Annotated in this window: 15 protein-coding genes; 5 read left to right on the top strand and 10 right to left on the bottom strand. The window is 60.8% G+C overall.

Annotated elements, in window-relative coordinates; all coding sequences use genetic code 11:
- Positions 1 to 9: 9 nt before the first annotated feature.
- Positions 10 to 711, top strand: a complete 702-nt coding sequence (locus tag LH464_RS06005; protein WP_226785461.1) for a DUF502 domain-containing protein — start codon at positions 10 to 12, stop codon at positions 709 to 711.
- Here the strand turns inward: LH464_RS06005 and recG are convergent.
- Positions 689 to 2,794 (bottom strand): ATP-dependent DNA helicase RecG, encoded by a 2,106-nt coding sequence (recG, locus tag LH464_RS06000; protein WP_226785460.1) that lies wholly within the window; start codon positions 2,792 to 2,794, stop codon positions 689 to 691. The genes LH464_RS06005 and recG overlap by 23 nt on opposite strands.
- Before the next feature lie 92 nt (positions 2,795 to 2,886).
- Between recG and LH464_RS05995 the strand changes: the two genes are divergently transcribed.
- Together LH464_RS05995 and mfd are read left to right on the top strand one after the other, a co-directional pair.
- Positions 2,887 to 3,210, top strand: coding sequence for an FAD assembly factor SdhE (locus LH464_RS05995; RefSeq protein ID WP_226785459.1), 324 nt, complete (start codon positions 2,887 to 2,889; stop codon positions 3,208 to 3,210).
- Between the two features lie 4 nt (positions 3,211 to 3,214).
- Positions 3,215 to 6,727 carry a transcription-repair coupling factor gene (mfd, locus tag LH464_RS05990; protein WP_226785458.1) on the top strand — a complete coding sequence of 1,171 codons (3,513 nt, stop codon included), beginning with the start codon at positions 3,215 to 3,217 and terminating at the stop codon, positions 6,725 to 6,727.
- On the opposite strand, the gene LH464_RS05985 is transcribed toward mfd, so the two are convergent.
- Genes LH464_RS05985 through LH464_RS05975 form a run of 3 tightly spaced genes read right to left on the bottom strand, consistent with a single transcriptional unit; the run spans position 6,728 to position 10,218 of the window.
- Positions 6,728 to 7,681 carry a DMT family transporter gene (locus LH464_RS05985; RefSeq protein ID WP_226785457.1) on the bottom strand — a complete coding sequence of 318 codons (954 nt, stop codon included), beginning with the start codon at positions 7,679 to 7,681 and terminating at the stop codon, positions 6,728 to 6,730.
- Positions 7,682 to 7,699: 18 nt separating this feature from the next.
- A complete protein-coding gene (locus tag LH464_RS05980; RefSeq protein ID WP_226785456.1) occupies positions 7,700 to 8,371 on the bottom strand; it encodes a DsbA family oxidoreductase in 672 nt (223 codons plus the stop codon).
- Between the two features lie 38 nt (positions 8,372 to 8,409).
- Positions 8,410 to 10,218 carry an extracellular solute-binding protein gene (locus tag LH464_RS05975; protein WP_255648276.1) on the bottom strand — a complete coding sequence of 603 codons (1,809 nt, stop codon included), beginning with the start codon at positions 10,216 to 10,218 and terminating at the stop codon, positions 8,410 to 8,412.
- 274 nt (positions 10,219 to 10,492) lie between these two features.
- On the opposite strand from LH464_RS05975, the gene LH464_RS05970 reads away from it, so the two are divergent.
- Positions 10,493 to 11,143, top strand: coding sequence for an invasion associated locus B family protein (locus LH464_RS05970; RefSeq protein WP_226785455.1), 651 nt, complete (start codon positions 10,493 to 10,495; stop codon positions 11,141 to 11,143).
- Between the two features lie 109 nt (positions 11,144 to 11,252).
- Here LH464_RS05970 and hspQ read toward each other — a convergent pair whose 3' ends face one another.
- The 4 genes from hspQ to LH464_RS05950 form a co-directional block, all read right to left on the bottom strand.
- Positions 11,253 to 11,582, bottom strand: coding sequence for a heat shock protein HspQ (gene hspQ, locus LH464_RS05965; RefSeq protein WP_226785454.1), 330 nt, complete (start codon positions 11,580 to 11,582; stop codon positions 11,253 to 11,255).
- Between the two features lie 91 nt (positions 11,583 to 11,673).
- On the bottom strand, positions 11,674 to 12,591 hold the full coding sequence (locus LH464_RS05960) for a DMT family transporter (protein ID WP_390624929.1): 918 nt from the start codon (positions 12,589 to 12,591) through the stop codon (positions 11,674 to 11,676).
- Positions 12,592 to 12,718: 127 nt separating this feature from the next.
- Positions 12,719 to 14,128 carry a type I glutamate--ammonia ligase gene (gene glnA, locus LH464_RS05955; protein WP_226785452.1) on the bottom strand — a complete coding sequence of 470 codons (1,410 nt, stop codon included), beginning with the start codon at positions 14,126 to 14,128 and terminating at the stop codon, positions 12,719 to 12,721.
- 57 nt (positions 14,129 to 14,185) lie between these two features.
- On the bottom strand, positions 14,186 to 14,524 hold the full coding sequence (locus LH464_RS05950) for a P-II family nitrogen regulator (protein WP_029618203.1): 339 nt from the start codon (positions 14,522 to 14,524) through the stop codon (positions 14,186 to 14,188).
- A gap of 320 nt (positions 14,525 to 14,844) precedes the next feature.
- Between LH464_RS05950 and LH464_RS05945 the strand changes: the two genes are divergently transcribed.
- Positions 14,845 to 16,326, top strand: a complete 1,482-nt coding sequence (locus LH464_RS05945; RefSeq protein ID WP_226785451.1) for an NAD(P)H-hydrate dehydratase — start codon at positions 14,845 to 14,847, stop codon at positions 16,324 to 16,326.
- Here LH464_RS05945 and LH464_RS05940 read toward each other — a convergent pair whose 3' ends face one another.
- Complete coding sequence (locus LH464_RS05940; RefSeq protein WP_226785450.1) at positions 16,327 to 17,133, bottom strand: DUF72 domain-containing protein; 807 nt, start codon at positions 17,131 to 17,133, stop codon at positions 16,327 to 16,329.
- Between the two features lie 18 nt (positions 17,134 to 17,151).
- The gene (gene uvrA, locus LH464_RS05935; protein WP_226785449.1) at positions 17,152 to 20,073 is read right to left on the bottom strand and encodes an excinuclease ABC subunit UvrA; all 2,922 of its coding nucleotides are present in this window, start codon (positions 20,071 to 20,073) and stop codon (positions 17,152 to 17,154) included.
- Positions 20,074 to 20,286 lie beyond the last annotated feature (213 nt).

The following is a 20,286-nucleotide window of genomic DNA, read 5'->3' as shown; positions in this document are numbered from 1 at the left end:
CGGCGAGTAATGACTGACAAATCCGATCGCATACCGGTTGCAACCCGGCTCCGGAACAATTTCCTGACCGGACTCATCATCTGCGCGCCGCTGGCCATCACGATCTGGCTTACCTTCAGCTTTGTCCGTTGGGCTGACAGCTGGGTGAAGCCCTATATCCCGGCATATTATAATCCGGAAAATTACCTGAATTTCGCGGTTCCCGGTCTCGGGATGCTGACCGCGATCGTGATGATTACGGCAATCGGCTTTCTGGGCAAGAACCTGATCGGCCGTTCGATCGTCAATTTCGGAGAATCTGTTCTCCACCGCATGCCGCTGGTGCGGACGATCTACAAAAGCCTGAAGCAGATATTCGAGACAGTGCTCAAGGAGCAATCGACCTCGTTCAAGAAATGCGGGCTGATCGAGTTTCCGAGCCCTGGGACGTGGGCCTTGGTCTTCATTTCCGGCGACGCGCAGGGTGAAATCGCCGCTCGCCTGAACAGCGAGGGCGAGGAAATGGTCAGTGTCTTCCTGGCGCCGACGCCGATTCCGACCGCAGGCTTTCTGATGTTCGTGCCGCGCAGCAAGATCATCATGCTGGAGATGACGCCCGAGGAAGGCGCCAAGCTGCTGATTTCCGGAGGACTGCTGGCCCCGGACTACAAGCCCAAGAGCGTTCTCCCGCTCATCATTGCACCGTCCGTCAGCCCGCGCCAAGGAACCTGACGGCCTCGTCGCGCCGGAAGAGGTAAAGCAGAGCGCGGACGTTGTTGCCGCGTTCGCCGGTGAGATCAGGGTCCCTTTCAAGCAGGTACGTGGCATCCTTGCGGGCGATCTCCAGAAGGTCGGCGTGCGCTTCCAGGCTCGCGATGCGGAAGCCGGGGGTACCCGACTGGCGCGTCCCGAGCAATTCGCCTTCGCCGCGCAGTTTCAGGTCTTCCTCTGCAATCAGGAAGCCGTCCTCGCTGTCCCGGAGGATGGAGAGGCGGGCATGGCCCGTTTCACTGAGTGGCCCCTTGTAAAGCAGGATGCAGGTCGAGGCTTCTTCGCCGCGTCCCACCCGACCTCTCAGCTGATGCAGCTGCGCAAGACCGAACCGCTCCGCATGCTCGATCACCATGATGCTGGCATCGGGGACGTCGACGCCGACTTCGACGACGGTGGTGGCCACAAGCAGACGGATCTCTCCGTTCTTGAAGGCGGCCATTACGGCGTCTTTCTCGGCGCCGTTCATACGGCCATGCACGACCCCCACCTTGCCCCCGAATTCCTTGGCGAGAACCGCGAAACGCTCCTCGGCCGACATCAGGTCGGAGACCTCGGATTCTTCCACCAGCGGGCAGATCCAGTAGGCCTTCTTACCTTCGTCAAGGGCGGACCGCAGGCGTGAAACAATCTCGCCGGTGCGTTCTGTGGGGACGGTGACGGTCTGGATCGGCTTGCGGCCGACCGGCTTTTCCGTGAGCTTGGAGACGTCCATGTCACCGAAGGCGGCAAGCACCAAGGTGCGAGGAATGGGTGTTGCGGTCATCACCAGCATGTGGGGCGAGATGCCCTTGGCTGTCAGGCGCAGACGCTGGTGGACGCCGAAGCGATGCTGCTCGTCCACCACCGCGAGTACCAGATTGCGATAGTTGACGGCGTCCTGGAACAGCGCATGCGTACCGATGATGATCTGTGCCTCGCCGGAGGCAATGCGCTCAGCGATCGCATCGCGTTCGCGACCCTTGGTGCGCCCGGTCAGAACCTCGACCGATATGCCGACTGTGGAGGCGAGCTTCGAAATCGTTGCATGATGCTGGCGCGCGAGAATTTCGGTCGGTGCCATGAGCACCGCCTGCCCGCCGCTTTCGACTGCCGCCGCCATAGCCATCAGCGCCACGAGTGTCTTGCCGGCACCGACATCGCCCTGCAGCAGCCGCAGCATGCGATCTTCGCCGGCCAGGTCCTTGAGGATATCGGCGATTGCCGCCTGCTGGCTGCCGGTCAGTGCGAAGGGCAGGGCCGCCCCTATCCGCTCCGCCAGCTCGCCTGTTGCTCGAACAGGTCTTCCGGGCACCTTGCGGAGGCGCTGGCGGACGAGTGCGAGAGACACCTGACCGGCCAGGAATTCGTCATAGGCAAGTCTGCGACGTGCCGGTGACTGCGGATCGAGGTCCGCTTCGTCTCGCGGATCGTGCAGCCGCCGGAAGCTTTCCGCGACGGAGGCGAAACCTTGCTTGTCGGTCAACGATGCTAGGATCCATTCCGGCAGGATCGGGAGGCGCGCCACCGCGCCGTCTATCGCCTTGCGCAGCACCTTCGGGGAAAGGCCGGCCGTCATGGGGTAGACCGGCTCCACGAGTGGCAGGTTCGCCGCCTCGGACGCTTTGACGATGAAATCCGGATGCACCATGGAGGGGCGGCCGTTGAACCAGTCCACCTTGCCGCTGACCATCACCGTCTCGTCGATTGGCAGCACCTTTTCAAGCCAGTTGCCCTTGGCGCGAAAGAAGGTCAACGCCAGTTCGCCGGTGTCGTCCTGCAGGAACACACGGTACGGCATGTTCGACTTGCCCGGTGGCGAGGGCTGGTGCCGATCGACCCGGCCTTCGATCGTGACGATCGCTCCCTGGGGCGCAAGCGCAATGCCTGGGCGATTGCGGCGATCGATGAGCGACGACGGCGCATGGAACAGGAGATCGACCACCCGGCAGTCGTCGGCATCCTCGCGTCCCGTCACGCGGGCGATGAGATCCGCGAGCTTCGGGCCAACGCCCGGAAGGGATGCTACGGTGGAAAAGAGTGGATCAAGAACGGCTGGGCGCATGCGCGGCAAAATGCGACGGAATTTGGCACTATTGCAAGGTGACGCAGGAGAATTTCCGACCTATATCAGCCTCGCCAACAAGGACTCCTTGCATGACCGGACTTACGCGCAGCAGCGCGGACCTCACTCCCCGCCGTCGCCGCATCCTCTATCGCTGCTGGCATCGTGGTATTCGCGAGATGGATCTCGTCTTCGGACAGTTCGCCGAAGAGGAGATTGGCGCGCTGTCGGAGGAAGACCTGGACGAGTTCGAGGCGATCATGGATGAGGACGACCACGATCTGAATGCCTGGATTACCGGCGCCAAGCCCGTACCCGAACATCTGCGCACACCGCTGTTCGAGCGGGTAGCATCCTATAGGCCTGATTTCGATCCGGTCACCATCGCCAGCCTCCAGGCTAAAACCGAGCAGTGACACGATGATCCCAGGTTTCGACGCGAAGAAGATCGCAGCGGCGGCCGGCCCGCTGACCGTCGGCAACGTGCCGCATGGCATGGAGCCGTTGCTCTTGGCGGAGCTTGCCCGTTCCGGGCAGGCCGTTGCCTACGTCATGTCGGACGGCCAGAGGATGGCAGATCTGGAACAGATGCTGGGCTTTGTGGCTCCCGACATTCCCGTTCTGACGCTGCCCGCCTGGGACTGCCTGCCCTATGACCGCGTCTCGCCTGGCGCCGATGTCTCTGCACGGAGACTTGCAGCTCTTTCAGGGCTGATCTCGCACGCCAAGAAGCCGCATGTCGCGATCGTGCTGGTGACGGTCAATGCGATGCTGCAGAAGATCGCGCCGGCCGGTATCATCGAAAGCCTCGCCTTCTCGGCGAGACCAGGCAACAATATCCGCATGGACGACATTGCCGCGCGGCTGGAGCGCAACGGTTTCGACCGCGTGCCGACCGTTCGGGAAGTCGGCGAGTTTGCCGTACGCGGCGGTATCCTCGATGTCTTCGTGCCCGGCACCGAGGAGCCGGTCCGTCTCGATTTCTTCGGCGACACGCTGGAAACGATCCGTACCTTCGATCCGGCCAGCCAGCGCACGACGGGCCAGTCGCGTTCGCTCGACCTTAGTCCCATGAGCGAGGTATCGCTGACACCGGACACGATCAGCCGTTTCCGCAAGAATTATCTATCGCTGTTCGGCGCCGCGACCCGAGACGATTCCCTGTATCAGGCGGTCTCCGAAGGGCGACGCTATGCCGGCATGGAGCATTGGCTGCCGCTATTCTACGACCATCTGGAAACCGCCTTCGATTATCTGCAGGGTTTCCGCCTGGTCACCGACCATACGGCGAGGGAGGCGGCCAACGAACGCTCCAAGCTGGTTACGGACTACTATGACGCCCGGCGCGATAATGGCAGCCAGGGCAAGGGGGCGGCCGCCCAATCGGCGCCCTACAAACCGGTGCCGCCCGGTCAACTCTATCTCGACGGAAAGGCTTTCGCCGCCGCGCTTGATGGTGCTAATGCCGTCCGCATCACGCCTTTCAACGAGCACGACACGGAAAGCCGGCGCGTCATCACGCTCGATGCGCATGTTGGGCCGCGATGGGCGAAGTCGCAGACGGAGAAGGAAGACCGTGAGGAGCGGGTCAATGTCTTCGACCTCGCGGTAAAGCACATTGCCGACAAGCGCGCGGCCGGCATCAAGGTCCTGGTCACCGGATGGTCGGTTGGATCGCTGGACCGGCTGCTGCAGGTTCTTGACGAGCATGGGCTGAAGCGGGTGAAACCCGTCGAAAAGCTGGCGGATTTGGATAAGCTCGACAAGGGCGAGGCGGCATCGGCGGTGCTGAACCTCGAGGCAGGCTTCGAGACGAACGGGATCGCCATCGTCGGCGAGCAGGATATTCTTGGCGACCGCATGGTCCGCCGCGGCAAGCGCCGCAAGCGCGGCAGCGACTTCATCTCCGAAGTGGCGGGATTGGACGAGGGCTCGCTCGTCGTCCACGCGGAACACGGTATCGGCCGTTTCGTCGGTCTGGTGACGATCGAGGCGGCCGGCGCGCCACGTGCCTGCCTGGAACTGCATTACGCAGACGAGGCAAAGCTGTTCCTGCCGGTCGAAAACATCGATCTCCTGTCACGCTACGGCTCGGACGCAGCCGAGGCCTCGCTCGACAAGCTCGGTGGTGGTGCCTGGCAGGCGCGCAAGGCGAAGCTGAAGAAGCGGCTGCTCGACATGGCCGACGCGCTGATCCGTATTGCCGCGAGCCGCATCACCCGCCGCGCGCCGGTACTGGCGGCATCCGAAGGCCTGTACGATGAATTCGCCGCCCGTTTCCCCTATGACGAGACGGACGATCAGGCGACTGCCATCGATGCGGTGCGCGACGACCTGGCCGCCGGCCGGCCGATGGATCGCCTCGTCTGCGGCGACGTCGGTTTCGGCAAGACCGAAGTCGCCCTGCGCGCCGCTTTTCTGGCGGCCATGAACGGTGGCCAAGTGGCTGTCGTCGTGCCGACGACACTGCTCGCACGCCAGCACTTCAAGACGTTCCGGGAACGTTTCCGCGGGCTTCCGATCAAGATTGCTCAGGCTTCGCGGCTTGTGCCCGCGAAGGAGCTGAACCAGACGAAGAAGGATATTACCGAGGGCAAGGTCGATATCGTCGTGGGCACGCATGCTCTGCTGGGCAGCGGAATCAGCTTCGCCAACCTTGCCCTGCTCATCATCGACGAAGAGCAGCATTTCGGCGTCAAGCATAAGGAACGCCTCAAGGAATTGAAGTCGGACGTGCACGTCCTGACGCTCTCCGCGACGCCAATTCCCCGCACATTGCAGCTGGCGATGACGGGCGTGCGCGAACTGTCGTTGATCACCACGCCGCCGGTGGACCGCATGGCGGTCCGCACCTTCATCTCGCCGTTCGATTCGTTGGTCATCCGCGAGACACTGATGCGCGAGCATTATCGCGGTGGCCAGAGTTTCTATGTCTGTCCGCGGCTTGCCGACCTTCCCGACATACAGGCTTTCCTTCAGTCCGACGTGCCGGAACTCAAGGTCGCCGTCGCCCATGGCCAGATGGCGGCCGGCGAACTGGAAGACATCATGAATGCCTTCTATGACGGCAAGTACGATGTGCTCCTGTCGACGACGATCGTCGAATCCGGTCTCGACGTGCCGACGGCCAACACGCTCATCGTCCATCGTGCCGATATGTTCGGCCTGGCCCAGCTCTATCAGCTGCGTGGGCGTGTCGGACGGTCGAAGGTCCGGGCATTCGCGCTGTTCACGCTCCCGGTCAACAAGCAGCTGACAACGATGGCGGAGCGCCGTCTCAAGGTTCTGCAGTCGCTCGACACGTTGGGTGCGGGTTTCCAGCTCGCCAGCCACGACCTGGACATTCGCGGCGCCGGCAATCTGCTGGGCGAAGAGCAGTCCGGTCACATCAAGGAAGTCGGCTTCGAGCTTTATCAGCAGATGCTCGAGGAGGCGGTGGCGGAGGTTCGTGGCGACGACGAGATCATCGACACCGGTTGGTCGCCGCAAATCTCGGTCGGCATCACCGTGATGATCCCGGAAAACTATGTTCCGGATCTTCATCTGCGCATGAGCCTCTATCGCCGCCTGGGCGAACTGGCGGACCTGTCCGATATCGACAGCCTGGGGGCAGAGATGATCGACCGGTTCGGCCCGTTGCCGACGGAAGTCCAGAACCTCTTGAAGGTCGTCTACGTCAAGTCGCTCTGCCGCACGGCCAATGTCGAGAAGCTCGATGCGGGACCGAAGGGGCTCGTCGTCACGTTCCGTGACAAGCAGTTCCCCAACCCGGCAGCGCTGGTGGGCTATATCGCCAAGCAGGGCACGATGGCGAAGATCCGTCCGGACCAGAGCATCTTCCTGACACGCGACCTGCCGACGCCAGAAAAGCGGCTGACGCTCGCCGCGCAGGTGATGAAGCAATTCGCGGAATTGGCGAAGCAGCCGGGCTGATCAGATCGTCCGATCAGCTTTCTCGGCAGCTTCGTCGGTTGCAGCCAATGCGGTGGCTTGCGGATCGGTGGCGACCGCAGGGGGCAGCGGTACGCCGCGGATGCGCTCGCGTGACAGCGTCAGCAGGCCCGAGGCGATGATCAGTGCGATCCCCAGGATCATCGGCAGATCGATCGTGTCGCCGAATATGAGGTAGCCCAACAGGACCGCCCAGAGCATCTGGCTATACTGCGTAGGTCCGATGACCGCAGCGGGTGCATGCGCGGTGGCGTGCATGGTAAGGATGTTGGCCAGTGCCGCGAACAGGCCGTATCCGGCAAGCATCGCCCATTGCATGGGGGTTGGCCAGGTAAATCCCGGCACTGCCAGAACCCCGCAAACCACGAGCGAGCCGATGATTCCCGCACCATAAAGCGAGATTCCCTTTTCGCGAGAGCCGAGCGCGCGATAGACGACGATCGAAATAGCACCGCTCAATCCAGCGAAAACTGCGGCCACGTGACCGACGGAGAGCTCGCGAAATCCGGGGCGCAGGACGATCATTACGCCGATGAAGCCGATCAGGACGGCACTCCAGCGCCTAATCCCCACCTGTTCCTTAAGAAACAGGACCGACATGATCGTCACGAAGGACGGCAGAAGGAATATGAGGGCGAACGCTTCCGCCATGGAAAGATAGGTGAAAGCGGTCACGCTGCAGATCGTGCCCATTGCCGCCGATAACGCCCTCAAAAGCCAGAGAGGGCGATGGGTGGTCCTCAGCATGTCGACGAGGTGATCACCGCGTTTCATGATGAAGGGCAGGCCGGCAAGGCCGAACACCGCGCCGAGGAACGCCATTTCGAAAGCGCTGAGCGCGCCTTCGATCATCTTCACGCTGGCGTCGCTCCAGGCGAATGCCGCAAAGGCAGCGAAGGCGAGAAGTACGCCCTTCATCGTAGTATCAGTTGACATGATTTTCTTGGAGACCTGTCAGATCATGCTCTTGCGGGCTTCGGTCTTCATGCGGGCGATATCCCGCATGGCGTTGGCGAGAACGTCCGGCATCTGTGCGCCGCTGACCGCGTACTGGCCGTCGAAGATGAAGAACGGAACGCCGTTGACGCCCATCTGCTGAGCCGATTCGATTTCGTCGCGTATCGTATCCTTGTCGGCATCGGAACCGAGGAGTTGTGCGATCATTTCCCGATCCAACCCGCAACGCGTGGCAATATCCAGCAGCACGTCATGCTCGGCAACGTTGCGGCCGTCCTCGAAATGCGCCTTGAAGAGGGCCGTGGCCACCTTGTCCTGCACCTCGCCGCCTTCGATCCTTGCCCAGTGCAGAAGTCGATGGGCGTCGAGCGTATTGGCGCGAACCGTGATCGCTTCGAAATTGTAGCTAATGCCGATTTCCTTGCCGTACTGGCGCAGCAGGTCCTGCGACTCGTCGAGCCGCTCCGCGCTGCCAAGCTTGCTGATCAGGTGCGATCGGTAATCGCTGCCATCAGCCGTCGCGTCGGGATCGAGCTGGTAGGGACGCCAGTTGATGTCGATGCCGACCTCATCCTGGACCTCTGCGATCGCAAGCTCGAGGCGTGCCTTTGCCAGATAGCACCAGGGACAGACGATATCGGAGACGACATCGATGGTTACGCGCTCCATGGTCGCGTCCTTTCTTTCAGAATAGCCGAACGGCCCAGTTAATCCTGAGCCCGTTTATCGAACCAGACCGGAAGCTGATAGCCGTAGAGAGGTGTCCGGTCCGGATAACCGATGTAATTGCGACGCGCCACCCATTGTTCCGGCACATGGTAAAGAGGCACCAGATAGTGACCGGAAATCAGCATCCGGTCATAGGCCCGCACCGCCGCTTCGAAATTTTCCCTGCTCCGGGAGCTCAAGAGGGCGTCGATGGCCCTGTCGAGATCGGGATCGGCAACGCCGGCAAAGTTGTTGCTGCCCTCGCGATCCCGGGACAAGGAGGCCCAGCGGCCCACCTGTTCGATGCCCGGCGAGAGGGTGGAGGGGTACGATTTGAAAATCATGTCGTAGTCGAACGTACTCGACCGCGCCTGATACTGCGCATCGTCGACGGTGCGGATGAGCAACTCGACCCCGATCATTCTGAGCGTGCGCTGGTAGGCGATCGCCAGCTTCTCCTGGCCCTGGTTCTGCGTCATGATCTCGAAGCGGAGCGGGTTGCCGGACTGATCCGACATGCGGCCGTTCTTGATCGTGTATCCGCCTCTATTCAGGGCATCCACCGCCTGCCGAAGCACGTTCCGGTCCGCGCCCGATGCGTCCGTCCTGGGCAAGCGGTAGGTGCCATCCAGCACCGCTGGATCGATTTTATCCTTGGCTGGCCCGAGGATTGCCAGTTCCCGCGCGTCGGCCGGGTGGTCGAGATAGGAGAGGGGCGAGTTCTGCCAGAAGCTTTCCGTCCTGGTATAGGCGCCTTCGTAGAGGTTCTTGTTGGCCCACTCGAAATCGAGTGCCAGGGCCAGCCCTTCCCGAACGTCCGGATTGGCGAACACGGGGCGACGGGTGTTGAAGACGAAGCCGACCATCCCGGTCGGCAGCTCCGGCACGAACGTCTCCTTGACCACCTCGCCGTTGCGCACTGCCGGAAAATCATATGCGCGCGCCCAGTTGGTTGCGCTTCCATCGGGATACACGTCGACAAGACCCTTCTTGAAGGCTTCGAACAGCGTGTTCTCCTGAAGGAAATACTCGATGGAAATCCGGTCGTAGTTGTCGAACCCTATCTTGGCAGGGATATTTCTGCCCCAGTAGTTGGCGTCTCGCTCGTAGACGATGCGTTCGCCGGGCGTAACGGACTTGATAAGGTAAGGACCTGAGCCGACCGGAACCTTGAGCGACGACTGGTCGAACGTGCCGGGATCGATCGCATGCTTCGGCAGGATAGGGGTCGCCGTGGCCAGAATCAGCGGGAACTCGCGATCGGACTTGTCGTTGAACGTGAAGCGGACGCTGCGCTCGCCGACCTTCTCCACCTTTTCCACTGGCGTCAGGCGGTTGCTGAACGGCGTCCGTCCCTTGTCCCGCAGGAGTTCCATGGTGAAGATGACATCGTCGGCGGTGACGGGCTGGCCGTCCGACCATTTGGCATCCGGATTGAGGTTGAACTGGATGAAGGTCCGCTCCTCGTCCCATTCCACGGATTCGGCCAGCAGCCCGTAGAGCGAGAAGGGTTCGTCGGCGGACCGCTGCATCAGCGGTTCGTACAGCAGGTGGCCGAACTGAGGGTCCCAGAGGCCTCGCGCGGTGGTTCGCATGCTTTTCAGGATGAACGGATTGAGGCTGTCGAAAGTGCCGACCACCCCGTAACGAATGCTGCCGCCTTTTTTCACATCCGGCTTCACATAGGGAAAGTGTGCGTAGTCGGCAGGAAGTGCGGGTTGCCCATGCATCGCGATGCCGTGCAGGGGCTCGGCGGCGGCGGGTACCGCGAGGCAGGCCGCGAAAACTAGGGGAATGAGACGGCGCATGATCCATCCTTATTGGAAGGAAGTTCTGATTCGAGGCAAAATACCGCAACGGCGCAGTGCTACCAACCTTCTCCGGCTACGCAGATGGCACAAGAAACGCCAAGCAAAAAATAGTGATGGGGGCTGGATATCCCGCAGGCGCCGATGTAACAGGGTGAGCGAAGATGGGGGTCATTCAATTGCCTCATTTCGCCGACAGGTGGAGCGCAGTAGGACACCCGAGGGAGGACGGCTAAAGCCGGGCCCGAGTGGATTTCAGGAGACGGATTTCGTTATGAAACTCAAGGCAACCACGGTTATGCGCACGGCGATGTCCGCGCTGGCTCTTTCTTTCGTTGCGGCCTCGGCGCCGACGGCGGCACAGGCTCAGGGCGCAGCTCCTGCTGCCGGTGGCGCGGGTGTTCCTCCGCTCGGCTGGTTCAAGACCTGCACCAAGCAGGACGATAGCGACCTCTGCGTCGTGCAGAACATCATGCTGGCGCAGAACGGCCAGTTGGTCACGGCGGTTGGTCTGATCACCGTCGAAGGCAAGGTCAACCGCAAGATCCTGCAGGTTTCGGTCCCGACGGCGCGCATGATTCCGCCCGGCATCCAGATGCAGATCGACGGTGGCGCCGGCCAGAAGCTCGACTATGCGGTCTGCCTTCCCGACAAGTGCACCGCCGAGGTGCCGCTCACGGATGCCATGATTGCCAACCTGAAGAAGGGTGGCGAGGTTATCTTCACGTCGATCAATTTCCGCCGCGCACCGAACCCGATCAAGATTTCGCTGAGTGGCTTCACGGGCGCATTCGATGGCGAGCCGATTTCCCAGTCGCAGTTGGCCGAGAGCCAGCGCACCCTGCAGGAAGGCATGCAGAAGAAGGCCGAAGAAGCGCGCAAGAAGCTTGAAGAAGCTCAGGACGCTGCCAAGCAGGGTCAGTAATCGATATTCGAAATTCGGAGGTGGCAACAGCGGCCTCCGAACCAAAAAAAGCGCCGGCGTTGAGCCGGCGCTTTTTTTGTTTGGTCAATGATGTTGGTTCTGATCGGCTCTAGTGGGCCATGATCATCTTTGGCTTCAGACGACCGGCCGGGCCTTCATCAAAGATCTGGTAGACCTGAGGATTGCGCAGCGGCATCTCGCTCTCGTCGTGTTCCAGGTTTTGTTCAGAGACGTAGGCCACATACTCCGTCTCGTCGTTTTCCGCGAGGAGATGGTAAAACGGCTGGTCCCTGTTCGGGCGGATCTCTGAGGGGATGGCGTTCCACCATTCCTCGGAATTTGAAAATTCCGGATCCACATCGAACACCACGCCACGGAACGGAAATACCTTGTGGCGGACCACTTCTCCGATGGTGAACTTAGCGTTGCTCTGTTTCATGGTGCGATATCCTTTCGCAGCCTGATGTGGGAATAAAATCTCACTGTATCAAGAGGGCAATGCCTGAGCGGCCGAAAGGTTCAATAAAGGCTTAACTGAGATTCTGGGGCCGTTCCCGTTTTGGCACGGTTGCAAGTAGGACGCCTCCCAGAACGAGAAGAATGCCGACCGCGTGATAAGGCTCAAAGCTTTCGCCCAGGAACACGATTGCCATGACGATCGCGACTGGCGGCATCAGGTAAAGCGTCACGCCAGCCTGTGTCGGTCCGAAAACGCGCACTGTCTGTTGGAAGCAATAGAAGGCGGCAAGGGATGCCAGCGTAATCATCCCGGCAATTTTCCACCAGGCGGACGCGGAAGCGGGCAGGGCTCCGTCGTTGACGAACTCGAAGACGGTGGGCGGCAGCAGGACCAGCGCTCCCGAAATGGCGAGGATGCCGAACAGGGAAAGCGGCTTCAGCTTCTGCAATGCCGGCCGCTTGAGCAGAATGGAATAGATGGCGAAGGAGACGGCGGCGACGAGGATGCCGAAGTCCCCGACATTGAAGTTCAGGTCCAGCAGCGCCGAAAGATCTCCGCGCAGCACGATGGTGACCACTCCGGCAAAGGCGAGCGCCATGCCGGTCAACTCACGCGCACCTATGCTGCGGCCGGAAAACATCCACTGGAACAGGATGATGAACAGCGACGACGTCGTGTAGATCAGCGTGCCGTTGGCTGCGGTCGTATAGGTCAGTGACCAATAGACGAATCCGCCGCAAATACCCATGCCGAGCCCGCCGAGCGCCAGCCACAGCCAGAAGTGATGCCGGACGAACGCAGTCACGGCGCGCCTGTCGGCGTAAATGAAGGGCAGCACCAAAAGACTGGAACCACTCCAGCGAAGGAATGCGGTGGTGTAAGGCGCGACTTCGCCGATGATGCCGCGGCCAAAGATCATGTTGGTGGAGAAGAATACCGGCACGAGAAAGAAGATCAGCCAATCCGCCGGTCTGGCCGGCCTGGACATCAATTGATCTGCCATGCTGCACCGGGAACTTGGTCGCCTTCGGCGAACGCGTGCGGGAAAAAGAAACGGCGGGAATCCCGCCGTTTCCAACGTGCGGAGAACCCGCACGCAATTCAGAACCGGCGCATCAGGCCGAGTAGTACATGTCGAATTCGACCGGGTGCGGCGTCATTTCGTAACGCATCACTTCGACCATTTTCAGTTCGATGTAGGAATCGATCTGGTCGTCATCGAACACGCCGCCGGCTGTCAGGAACTTGCGGTCGCGATCGAGGTTTTCGAGAGCTTCACGCAACGAGCTGCAGACGGTCGGGATCTTCTTCAGTTCCTTGGCCGGCAGGTCGTAAAGGTCCTTGTCCATGGCCTTGCCCGGATGGATCTTGTTCTTGATGCCGTCGAGGCCGGCCATCAGCATGGCGGCGAAGGCGAGGTAGGGGTTCGCCAGCGGATCCGGGAAACGGACTTCGACGCGCTTGGCCTTCGCACCCGTGCCGAACGGAATACGGCAGGATGCCGAGCGGTTGCGAGCCGAATAGGCCAGCAGAACCGGCGCCTCATAGCCCGGGACGAGACGCTTGTAGGAGTTCGTCGTCGGGTTTGTGAAGGCGTTGATTGCCTTGGCATGCTTGATGATGCCGCCGATGTAGAAGAGGCACGATTCGGAGAGACCAGCGTATTCGTCACCGGCGAAGGTCGGCTTGCCGTCCTTCCAGATCGACTGGTGTACGTGCATGCCCGAGCCGTTGTCGCCGAAGATCGGCTTCGGCATGAAGGTCGCCGTCTTGCCATAGGCGTTGGCGACCTGATGCACGACGTACTTGTAGATCTGAACCTTGTCGGCGTTGCGCACCAGCGTGTCGAACTTGACACCGAGCTCGTGCTGGCCTGGGGCCACTTCGTGGTGGTGCTTCTCGACGACGAGGCCCATTTCCGTCAGGACGGTGAGCATTTCGGAGCGCATGTCCTGCAGGCTGTCGATCGGCGGAACCGGGAAATAGCCGCCCTTGACGCGCGGGCGGTGGCCGAGGTTGCCGGTCTCGTAGTCGGTATCGTCGTTGGAAGGCAGTTCGGACGAATCGAGCTTGAACCCGGTGTTATAGGGGTCGGCCTTGTACTTGACGTCGTCGAAGACGAAGAATTCAGGCTCAGGGCCAACGTAGACCGTGTCGCCGATACCCGACGCCTTGAGGTATGCTTCCGCCTTCTTCGCGGTGCCGCGCGGGTCGCGGTTGTAGGCTTCGCCGGAGACCGGATCGAGGATGTCGCAGAGGACGACCATGGTGGACTGGGCAAAGAACGGGTCCATGTGGACGGTCGCCGGATCCGGCATCAGGACCATGTCGGACTCGTTGATCGCCTTCCATCCGCCGATCGAAGAGCCGTCGAACATCACGCCATCGGCGAACATGTCCTCATCGACAGCGGCGATATCCATCGTCACATGCTGCAGCTTGCCTTTCGGATCGGTGAAACGCAGATCCACGAACTTGACGTCGTTTTCCTTGATCTGCTTCATGATTTCGCTTGCGGTCGTCATTTAGCGCTTCCTTGAATGAGATAACGATTTTACCTGTGGCCAGAGGCCGGGCGGCGGTTAGATGGCGTCGACACCGGTCTCGCCGGTGCGAATGCGGACGACTTCTTCCACGTTCGATACGAAGATCTTTCCATCGCCGATGCGGCCCGTCTGCGCCGCGTTGCGGATTGCCTCGATGACGGCGTCGACGTTCTCGTCTGCAAGGACTACCTCGACCTTCACCTTAGGCAGGAAATCCACGACATACTCGGCGCCACGATACAGCTCGGTATGCCCCTTCTGGCGCCCGAAGCCTTTCGCCTCCGTCACAGTTATGCCCTGCAAGCCGACTTCCTGAAGGGCTTCCTTCACTTCGTCCAGCTTGAACGGCTTGATGATGGCTTCGATCTTTTTCATGAGAAACTATCTCTCCCTGACGCAGCCGTTACCGGCTCGCCCTACTAATGCAGGTATCGTGCCAGTCTGAAAAGCCGCTTTTCCGAAAAAATCCAGCAAAATCCGTTATGAACGCCGAAAGTAGGGGAGCGAGGGCCTTTCATCCCTGTGGAGCACGCCTTTGATTTGAGCGTTTGATGTTTTTCACGTCGCCGGCGCCATCGACCGTCTTCGTTACAGGCATCTACGAGCCTAAATATTGTGCAATCGATGATTTATACGGCATTTCAGTTATTCATGTAGCGCTTGCGCTTCAACGCCGTGTTGGGCTCTATAGGAACATGATTTTCAATCCCGAGACGATACTTTTGACGCCGGACGAAATGGCGGCCGCCGATGCCACGGCAGCCCTGTCAGGAATAGATAGTTTTGGTCTGATGGAGAAGGCGGGGCAGGCGGTCGCGGCCGCTGCCCTCCGTCTCTATCCGCAAACGCTTCGCTTCGTCGTCCTGTGCGGCCCCGGCAATAATGGCGGTGACGGTTATGTAGCTGCAAGAGCGCTTGCCAACGCGGGATGTCGGATCAGCATCCATGCGCTGGGGGAGTCTGCAAAGCTGGCAGGTGATGCCCGCCGGGCATTTGAATGCTGCGCTCTCGCGCCAAGGCCGCTTGCGCAATTTGAACCTCAGGAAGGCGATACCATTATCGATGCCGTTTTCGGTGCCGGCTTGACCCGTGATGTGCCGGCTGACCTGCAGGAGGTGATCGCGAAGGTGGTTGGGGCAGGGCTGCCGGTCATAGCCGTCGATCTCCCATCCGGCCTGTGTGGCCGCCGCGGTGTGCCGCTGGGCGCGGCCTTCAAGGCGCACCACACAGTGACATTCATGGCGAAGAAACCGGGCCATATCCTGATACCTGGTCGGTCACTATGCGGAGACATTGAGGTCTGTGACATTGGAATCCCCGCCCGGATCGTCCAGGCTTCGGCGAGCAAGCTGGCGCTCAATCATCCTTCGCTATGGCGCAGCCTGTTGCCGTCGCCGGATACGGCAAGTCACAAATACCGGCGTGGCCATCTGGCCGTCTTTTCCGGAAGTGGTTCGCACACCGGTGCCGCTCGGCTTTCCGCGGCAGCGGGCCTGGCAGCCGGCGCCGGCCTGGTCACCCTGGCATCGCCCGCGGATGCGATGGCCGTCAATGCTGGCCATCTGACCGCCGTCATGCTTCGCCAGGTCGACAAACCGGACGACCTGCGTGCGTGGATTTCCACCGCCAAGCTGTCGGCTTTTGTCCTGGGGCCGGGCTTTGGGATCGGCGAGAAGGCGCGTGAATTCGTGTCTGCGCTGGAAGGGCGCCCACTGGTTCTGGACGCCGATGGCATCACGTCCTTCCGCGACGACCGTGACAGCCTCTTTGAAACCTATCGGAGAGACGAGCCATATCTCGTGCTGACCCCGCATGACGGGGAATTCGCACGGCTGTTTCCCGTGGTTGCAGAAGACGACGGCCTCAGCAAGGTGGAGAAGGCTCTTGCCGCCGCATGGGATGCCAACGCGATCATAGTCTACAAGGGCTCAGATACGGTCATTGCCGCGCCTGACGGTCGCGCTCTGATCAACGCCAACGCTCCGCCTTGGCTTGCAACCGCCGGGTCGGGCGATGTGCTCGCGGGAATGATAGGGACGCTTCTCGCCAACGGAATGCCGTCATTCGAAGCGGCGGCAGCGGGCGTCTACCTGCACGGCGAAGCGGCATTGCGCGCGGGCAGCGGAATGACGGCAGAGGATCTTGTCCGTCACATCGCCCCGCTTGATCTTGATTGATTACGCGTCAAGCATCGTCTGCAGAGCCATCGCACCCTGGGGCGCATTGACCTTGCCCTCATGGATGAAGAACGCGAAGACGTCGCGTGGCTGTTTCTTCGGCTTATGTGCCGCGTCGATCAGCGGCAGGTCTGCCGGGACGTCACCCGCAGCCCAGGTCTCCAGGCGCTTCGCCCAGGATTTCAGGTCATCGCTGCCATAGCAGGTGGGAATGTCGTCGGACCCCTTTTGAAGCCGCGCATAGACGAAATCCGCGCTGACATCGGCAATCATCGGATAGTCGAAATGCTCGGCGCAAACCGGCGCGACATCGTATTTCGCCAATAGTTGCACGAACTCCGGCACCTTGAAGCTGTCGTGACGGACCTCGACCACATGCCGCAGGCTAAGGCCGTCAAGCTTGTTCGGAAGCAATTTTAGGAATGCCTCGAAATCATCCGGTTCGAACTTCTTGGTCGGCGCGAACTGCCAGAGGAGCGGGCCGAGATGGTCGCCAAGTTCGGTCAATCCCTGCGTCAGGAACTTCTCGATTGATTCTCCCGCCTCCGCGAGCACCTTGCGATTGGTCGTGAAACGGCTCGCCTTCAGCGAGAATATGAAACCGTCCGGCACTTCGGACGCCCACTTGGCAAATGTCTCGGGCTTCTGAGAGCCATAGTAGGTGCCATTGACCTCGATGACCTTCAACTTGCTCGCCGCATGTTCGAGCTGCCGCTTCTTGGCCAGTTTTTCGGGGTAGAACGTGCCCTCCCAGGGCTCGAAGGTCCAGCCGCCGATGCCCGTCCGAATAGTGCCACGTGCTGCCATGTTCCCCTCCGAGGTTTGCTATTCCGCCGCTTCCACTCTCTTGGCTGGTCGCCGTTCGAGCAGCTCCTTCAGGAAATGACCCGTATAAGACCGCTTTTCCTTCACGATTGTCTCGGGCGTGCCTGCCGCCAGGATTTCGCCACCGCCCGTGCCGCCCTCCGGACCAATATCGATGATCCAGTCCGCCGTCTTGATGACCTCGAGATTGTGCTCGATAACCACGACGGAATTGCCCTGGTTGACCAGCTCCTGAAGCATTTCCAGAAGCTTCGACACGTCGTGGAAATGCAGGCCGGTGGTTGGCTCGTCCAGAATGTAAAGTGTTCGACCTGTCGAACGCTTCGACAGTTCCTTGGCTAGCTTGACGCGCTGCGCCTCGCCACCCGAAAGCGTATTGGCCTGCTGTCCGACCTTGATGTAGCCAAGGCCGACATCGAAGAGCGCCTGCAGCTTGTCGCGCACCGCAGGCACGGCCGAGAAGAACTCGACGCCTTCCTCGACGGTCATGTCGAGGACGTCGGCGATAGACTTGCCTTTGAAATGCACGTCCAGAGTCTCTCGGTTGTAGCGCTTGCCGTGGCAGACGTCGCAGGTAACGTAGACGTCGGGCAGGAAGTGCATCTCGATCTTGATGACGCCGTCGCCCTGGCACGCCTCGCAACGGCCGCCCTTGACGTTGAACGAGAACCGGCCCGGAGCGTACCCGCGCGCCTTGGCTTCCGGCAGGCCGGCGAACCAGTCGCGGATTGGCGTGAAGGCCCCGGTATAGGTCGCGGGGTTGGAACGCGGCGTGCGGCCGATAGGCGACTGGTCGATATCGATGACCTTATCGATATGCTCGAAGCCGTCGATGCGGTCGTGCTCGGCAGGAATTTCGCGGGCACCCATGACGCGCCGTGCCGCCGCCTTGTAGAGCGTCTCGATCAGGAAGGTGGACTTGCCGCCACCGGAAACGCCGGTGACAGCCGTGAAGACACCGAGCGGCACCGAGGCCGTGACATTCTTCAGGTTGTTGCCGCGGGCACCGACGACCTTGATCTCCTTGCCCTTCTTCGGCTTGCGTCGTTCTGCTGGGACGGCGACGCCGAGCTCGCCGGACAGGTACTTGCCGGTCAGCGAATTCGGATTGGCCATCACGTCGGAAGGCGTTCCCTGTGCGACCACTTCCCCACCATGGATGCCGGCGGCCGGTCCAATATCGACGACATAATCCGCCGACATGATGGCGTCCTCGTCATGCTCGACGACGATGACGGTGTTGCCGATGTCGCGCAGGTGTTTCAGCGTATCGAGCAGGCGGGCGTTGTCGCGCTGGTGCAGTCCGATGGACGGCTCGTCGAGGACGTAGAGCACGCCCGTGAGGCCCGAGCCGATCTGCGAGGCCAGCCGGATGCGCTGGCTTTCGCCGCCCGAGAGCGTGCCGGAATTGCGTGACAGGCTGAGATAGTCGAGGCCGACATCGTTCAGGAACTGCAGGCGTTCGCGGATTTCCTTCAGGATACGCACCGCGATTTCGTTCTGTTTTGCGTTCAGGTGCTCGGGCAGGGCCGAAAACCAGTCGCGCGCCACCCTGATCGACATCTCGGTCGTTTCGCCGATGTGCCGTTGGTTGATCTTGACCGCGAGCGCTTCTGGCTTCAGGCGATAACCGGCGCAGGCGGGGCAGGGGGCCGCCGACATGTAGCGCTCGATTTCCTCCCGTGCCCAGGCGCTGTCGGTTTCCTTCCAGCGTCGCGAGAGGTTTGGAACGATGCCCTCGAAGGTCTTCGTCGTCTTGTAGGAGCGGGCGCCGTCGGCATAATGGAACTCGATCTTCTCTTCTGTTCCCTGCAGGATCGCCGCCTGCGCTTCCGCGGACAGGTCGCTCCACTTGCTCGACAGTTTGAATTCGAAGACGTTGCCGAGGCCTTCGAGCGTCTGGTTGTAGTATGGCGATGTCGACTTCGCCCATGGGGCAATGGCCCCGTCGCGCAGGGTCCGGTTGGGTTCCGGAATGATCAGCGCCGTATCGATCTTCTGCTGGAAACCCAGGCCGTCACACGTCGGGCAGGCGCCGAACGGATTGTTGAAGGAGAACAGGCGTGGCTCGATCTCGGGAATGGTGAAGCCGGAGACGGGGCAGGCGAATTTCTCGGAAAACAGCATGCGCTCATGCGTTTCGTTCAGAGACTTGTTGGCTGATCCGCCTGCCGCGGTTTCTTCGGCCGGCAGAGGCTTGTCGGCAAATTCGGCGATGGCGAGGCCGTCAGCCAGCTTCAACGAGGTTTCGAGGCTGTCGGCCAGGCGCGCGCCGATATCCGAGCGCACCACGAGGCGATCGACGACGACGTCGATGTCGTGCTTGTACTTCTTGTCGAGTGCGGGAACGTCGGCAATCTCGTAGAACTGACCATCGACCTTGACGCGCTGGAAGCCCTTTTTCATCAGGTCGGCGAGTTCTTTTTTGTACTCGCCCTTCCGGCCGCGGATCATTGGGGCCAGTATGTAAAGCCGCGTTCCCTCATCGAAGTCGAGGATGCGATCGACCATCTGGCTAACCGTCTGGCTTTCGATCGGGAGGCCGGTGGCCGGGGAATAGGGAACGCCCACGCGCGCGAACAGCAGGCGCATGTAGTCGTAGATTTCGGTCACTGTGCCGACCGTCGAGCGCGGATTGCGCGAGGTCGTCTTCTGCTCGATCGAAATCGCAGGCGAAAGGCCGTCGATCTGGTCTACGTCCGGCTTCTGCATCATCTCCAGGAACTGCCGCGCATAGGCCGACAGGCTTTCGACATACCGGCGCTGCCCTTCGGCATAGATGGTATCGAAGGCGAGAGAAGATTTGCCAGAGCCCGAAAGGCCCGTCATGACGATCAACGAATTGCGTGGCAAGTCGAGATCGATACCCTTCAAGTTGTGCTCACGCGCACCACGGATGGAGATCGTCTTAAGTTCGCTCATCATATTGCTCTGTGGGAGGGGCAAGGCCCATATGTAGTAATTGGAATGGTGGTGTCGAGGCAGAAAAAGCCGTTCATCGCCAGAAATTCGAATCGCTTGACTTCACCATAGGGAATAAATAGAACAAATAAAGAACAAAATTGGCTGTGGATTAACAGGACCCAGGGGCCAATGCGAGGGATAGATAGTCTAAACTCTCGCGATCGATATTTT

Source organism: Pseudorhizobium xiangyangii (assembly GCF_020531965.1).
Classification (GTDB): domain Bacteria; phylum Pseudomonadota; class Alphaproteobacteria; order Rhizobiales; family Rhizobiaceae; genus Neorhizobium; species Neorhizobium xiangyangii.
The sequence above is the reverse complement of the archived record's forward strand: the minus strand, read 5'-3'. Positions and strand labels throughout refer to the sequence as shown.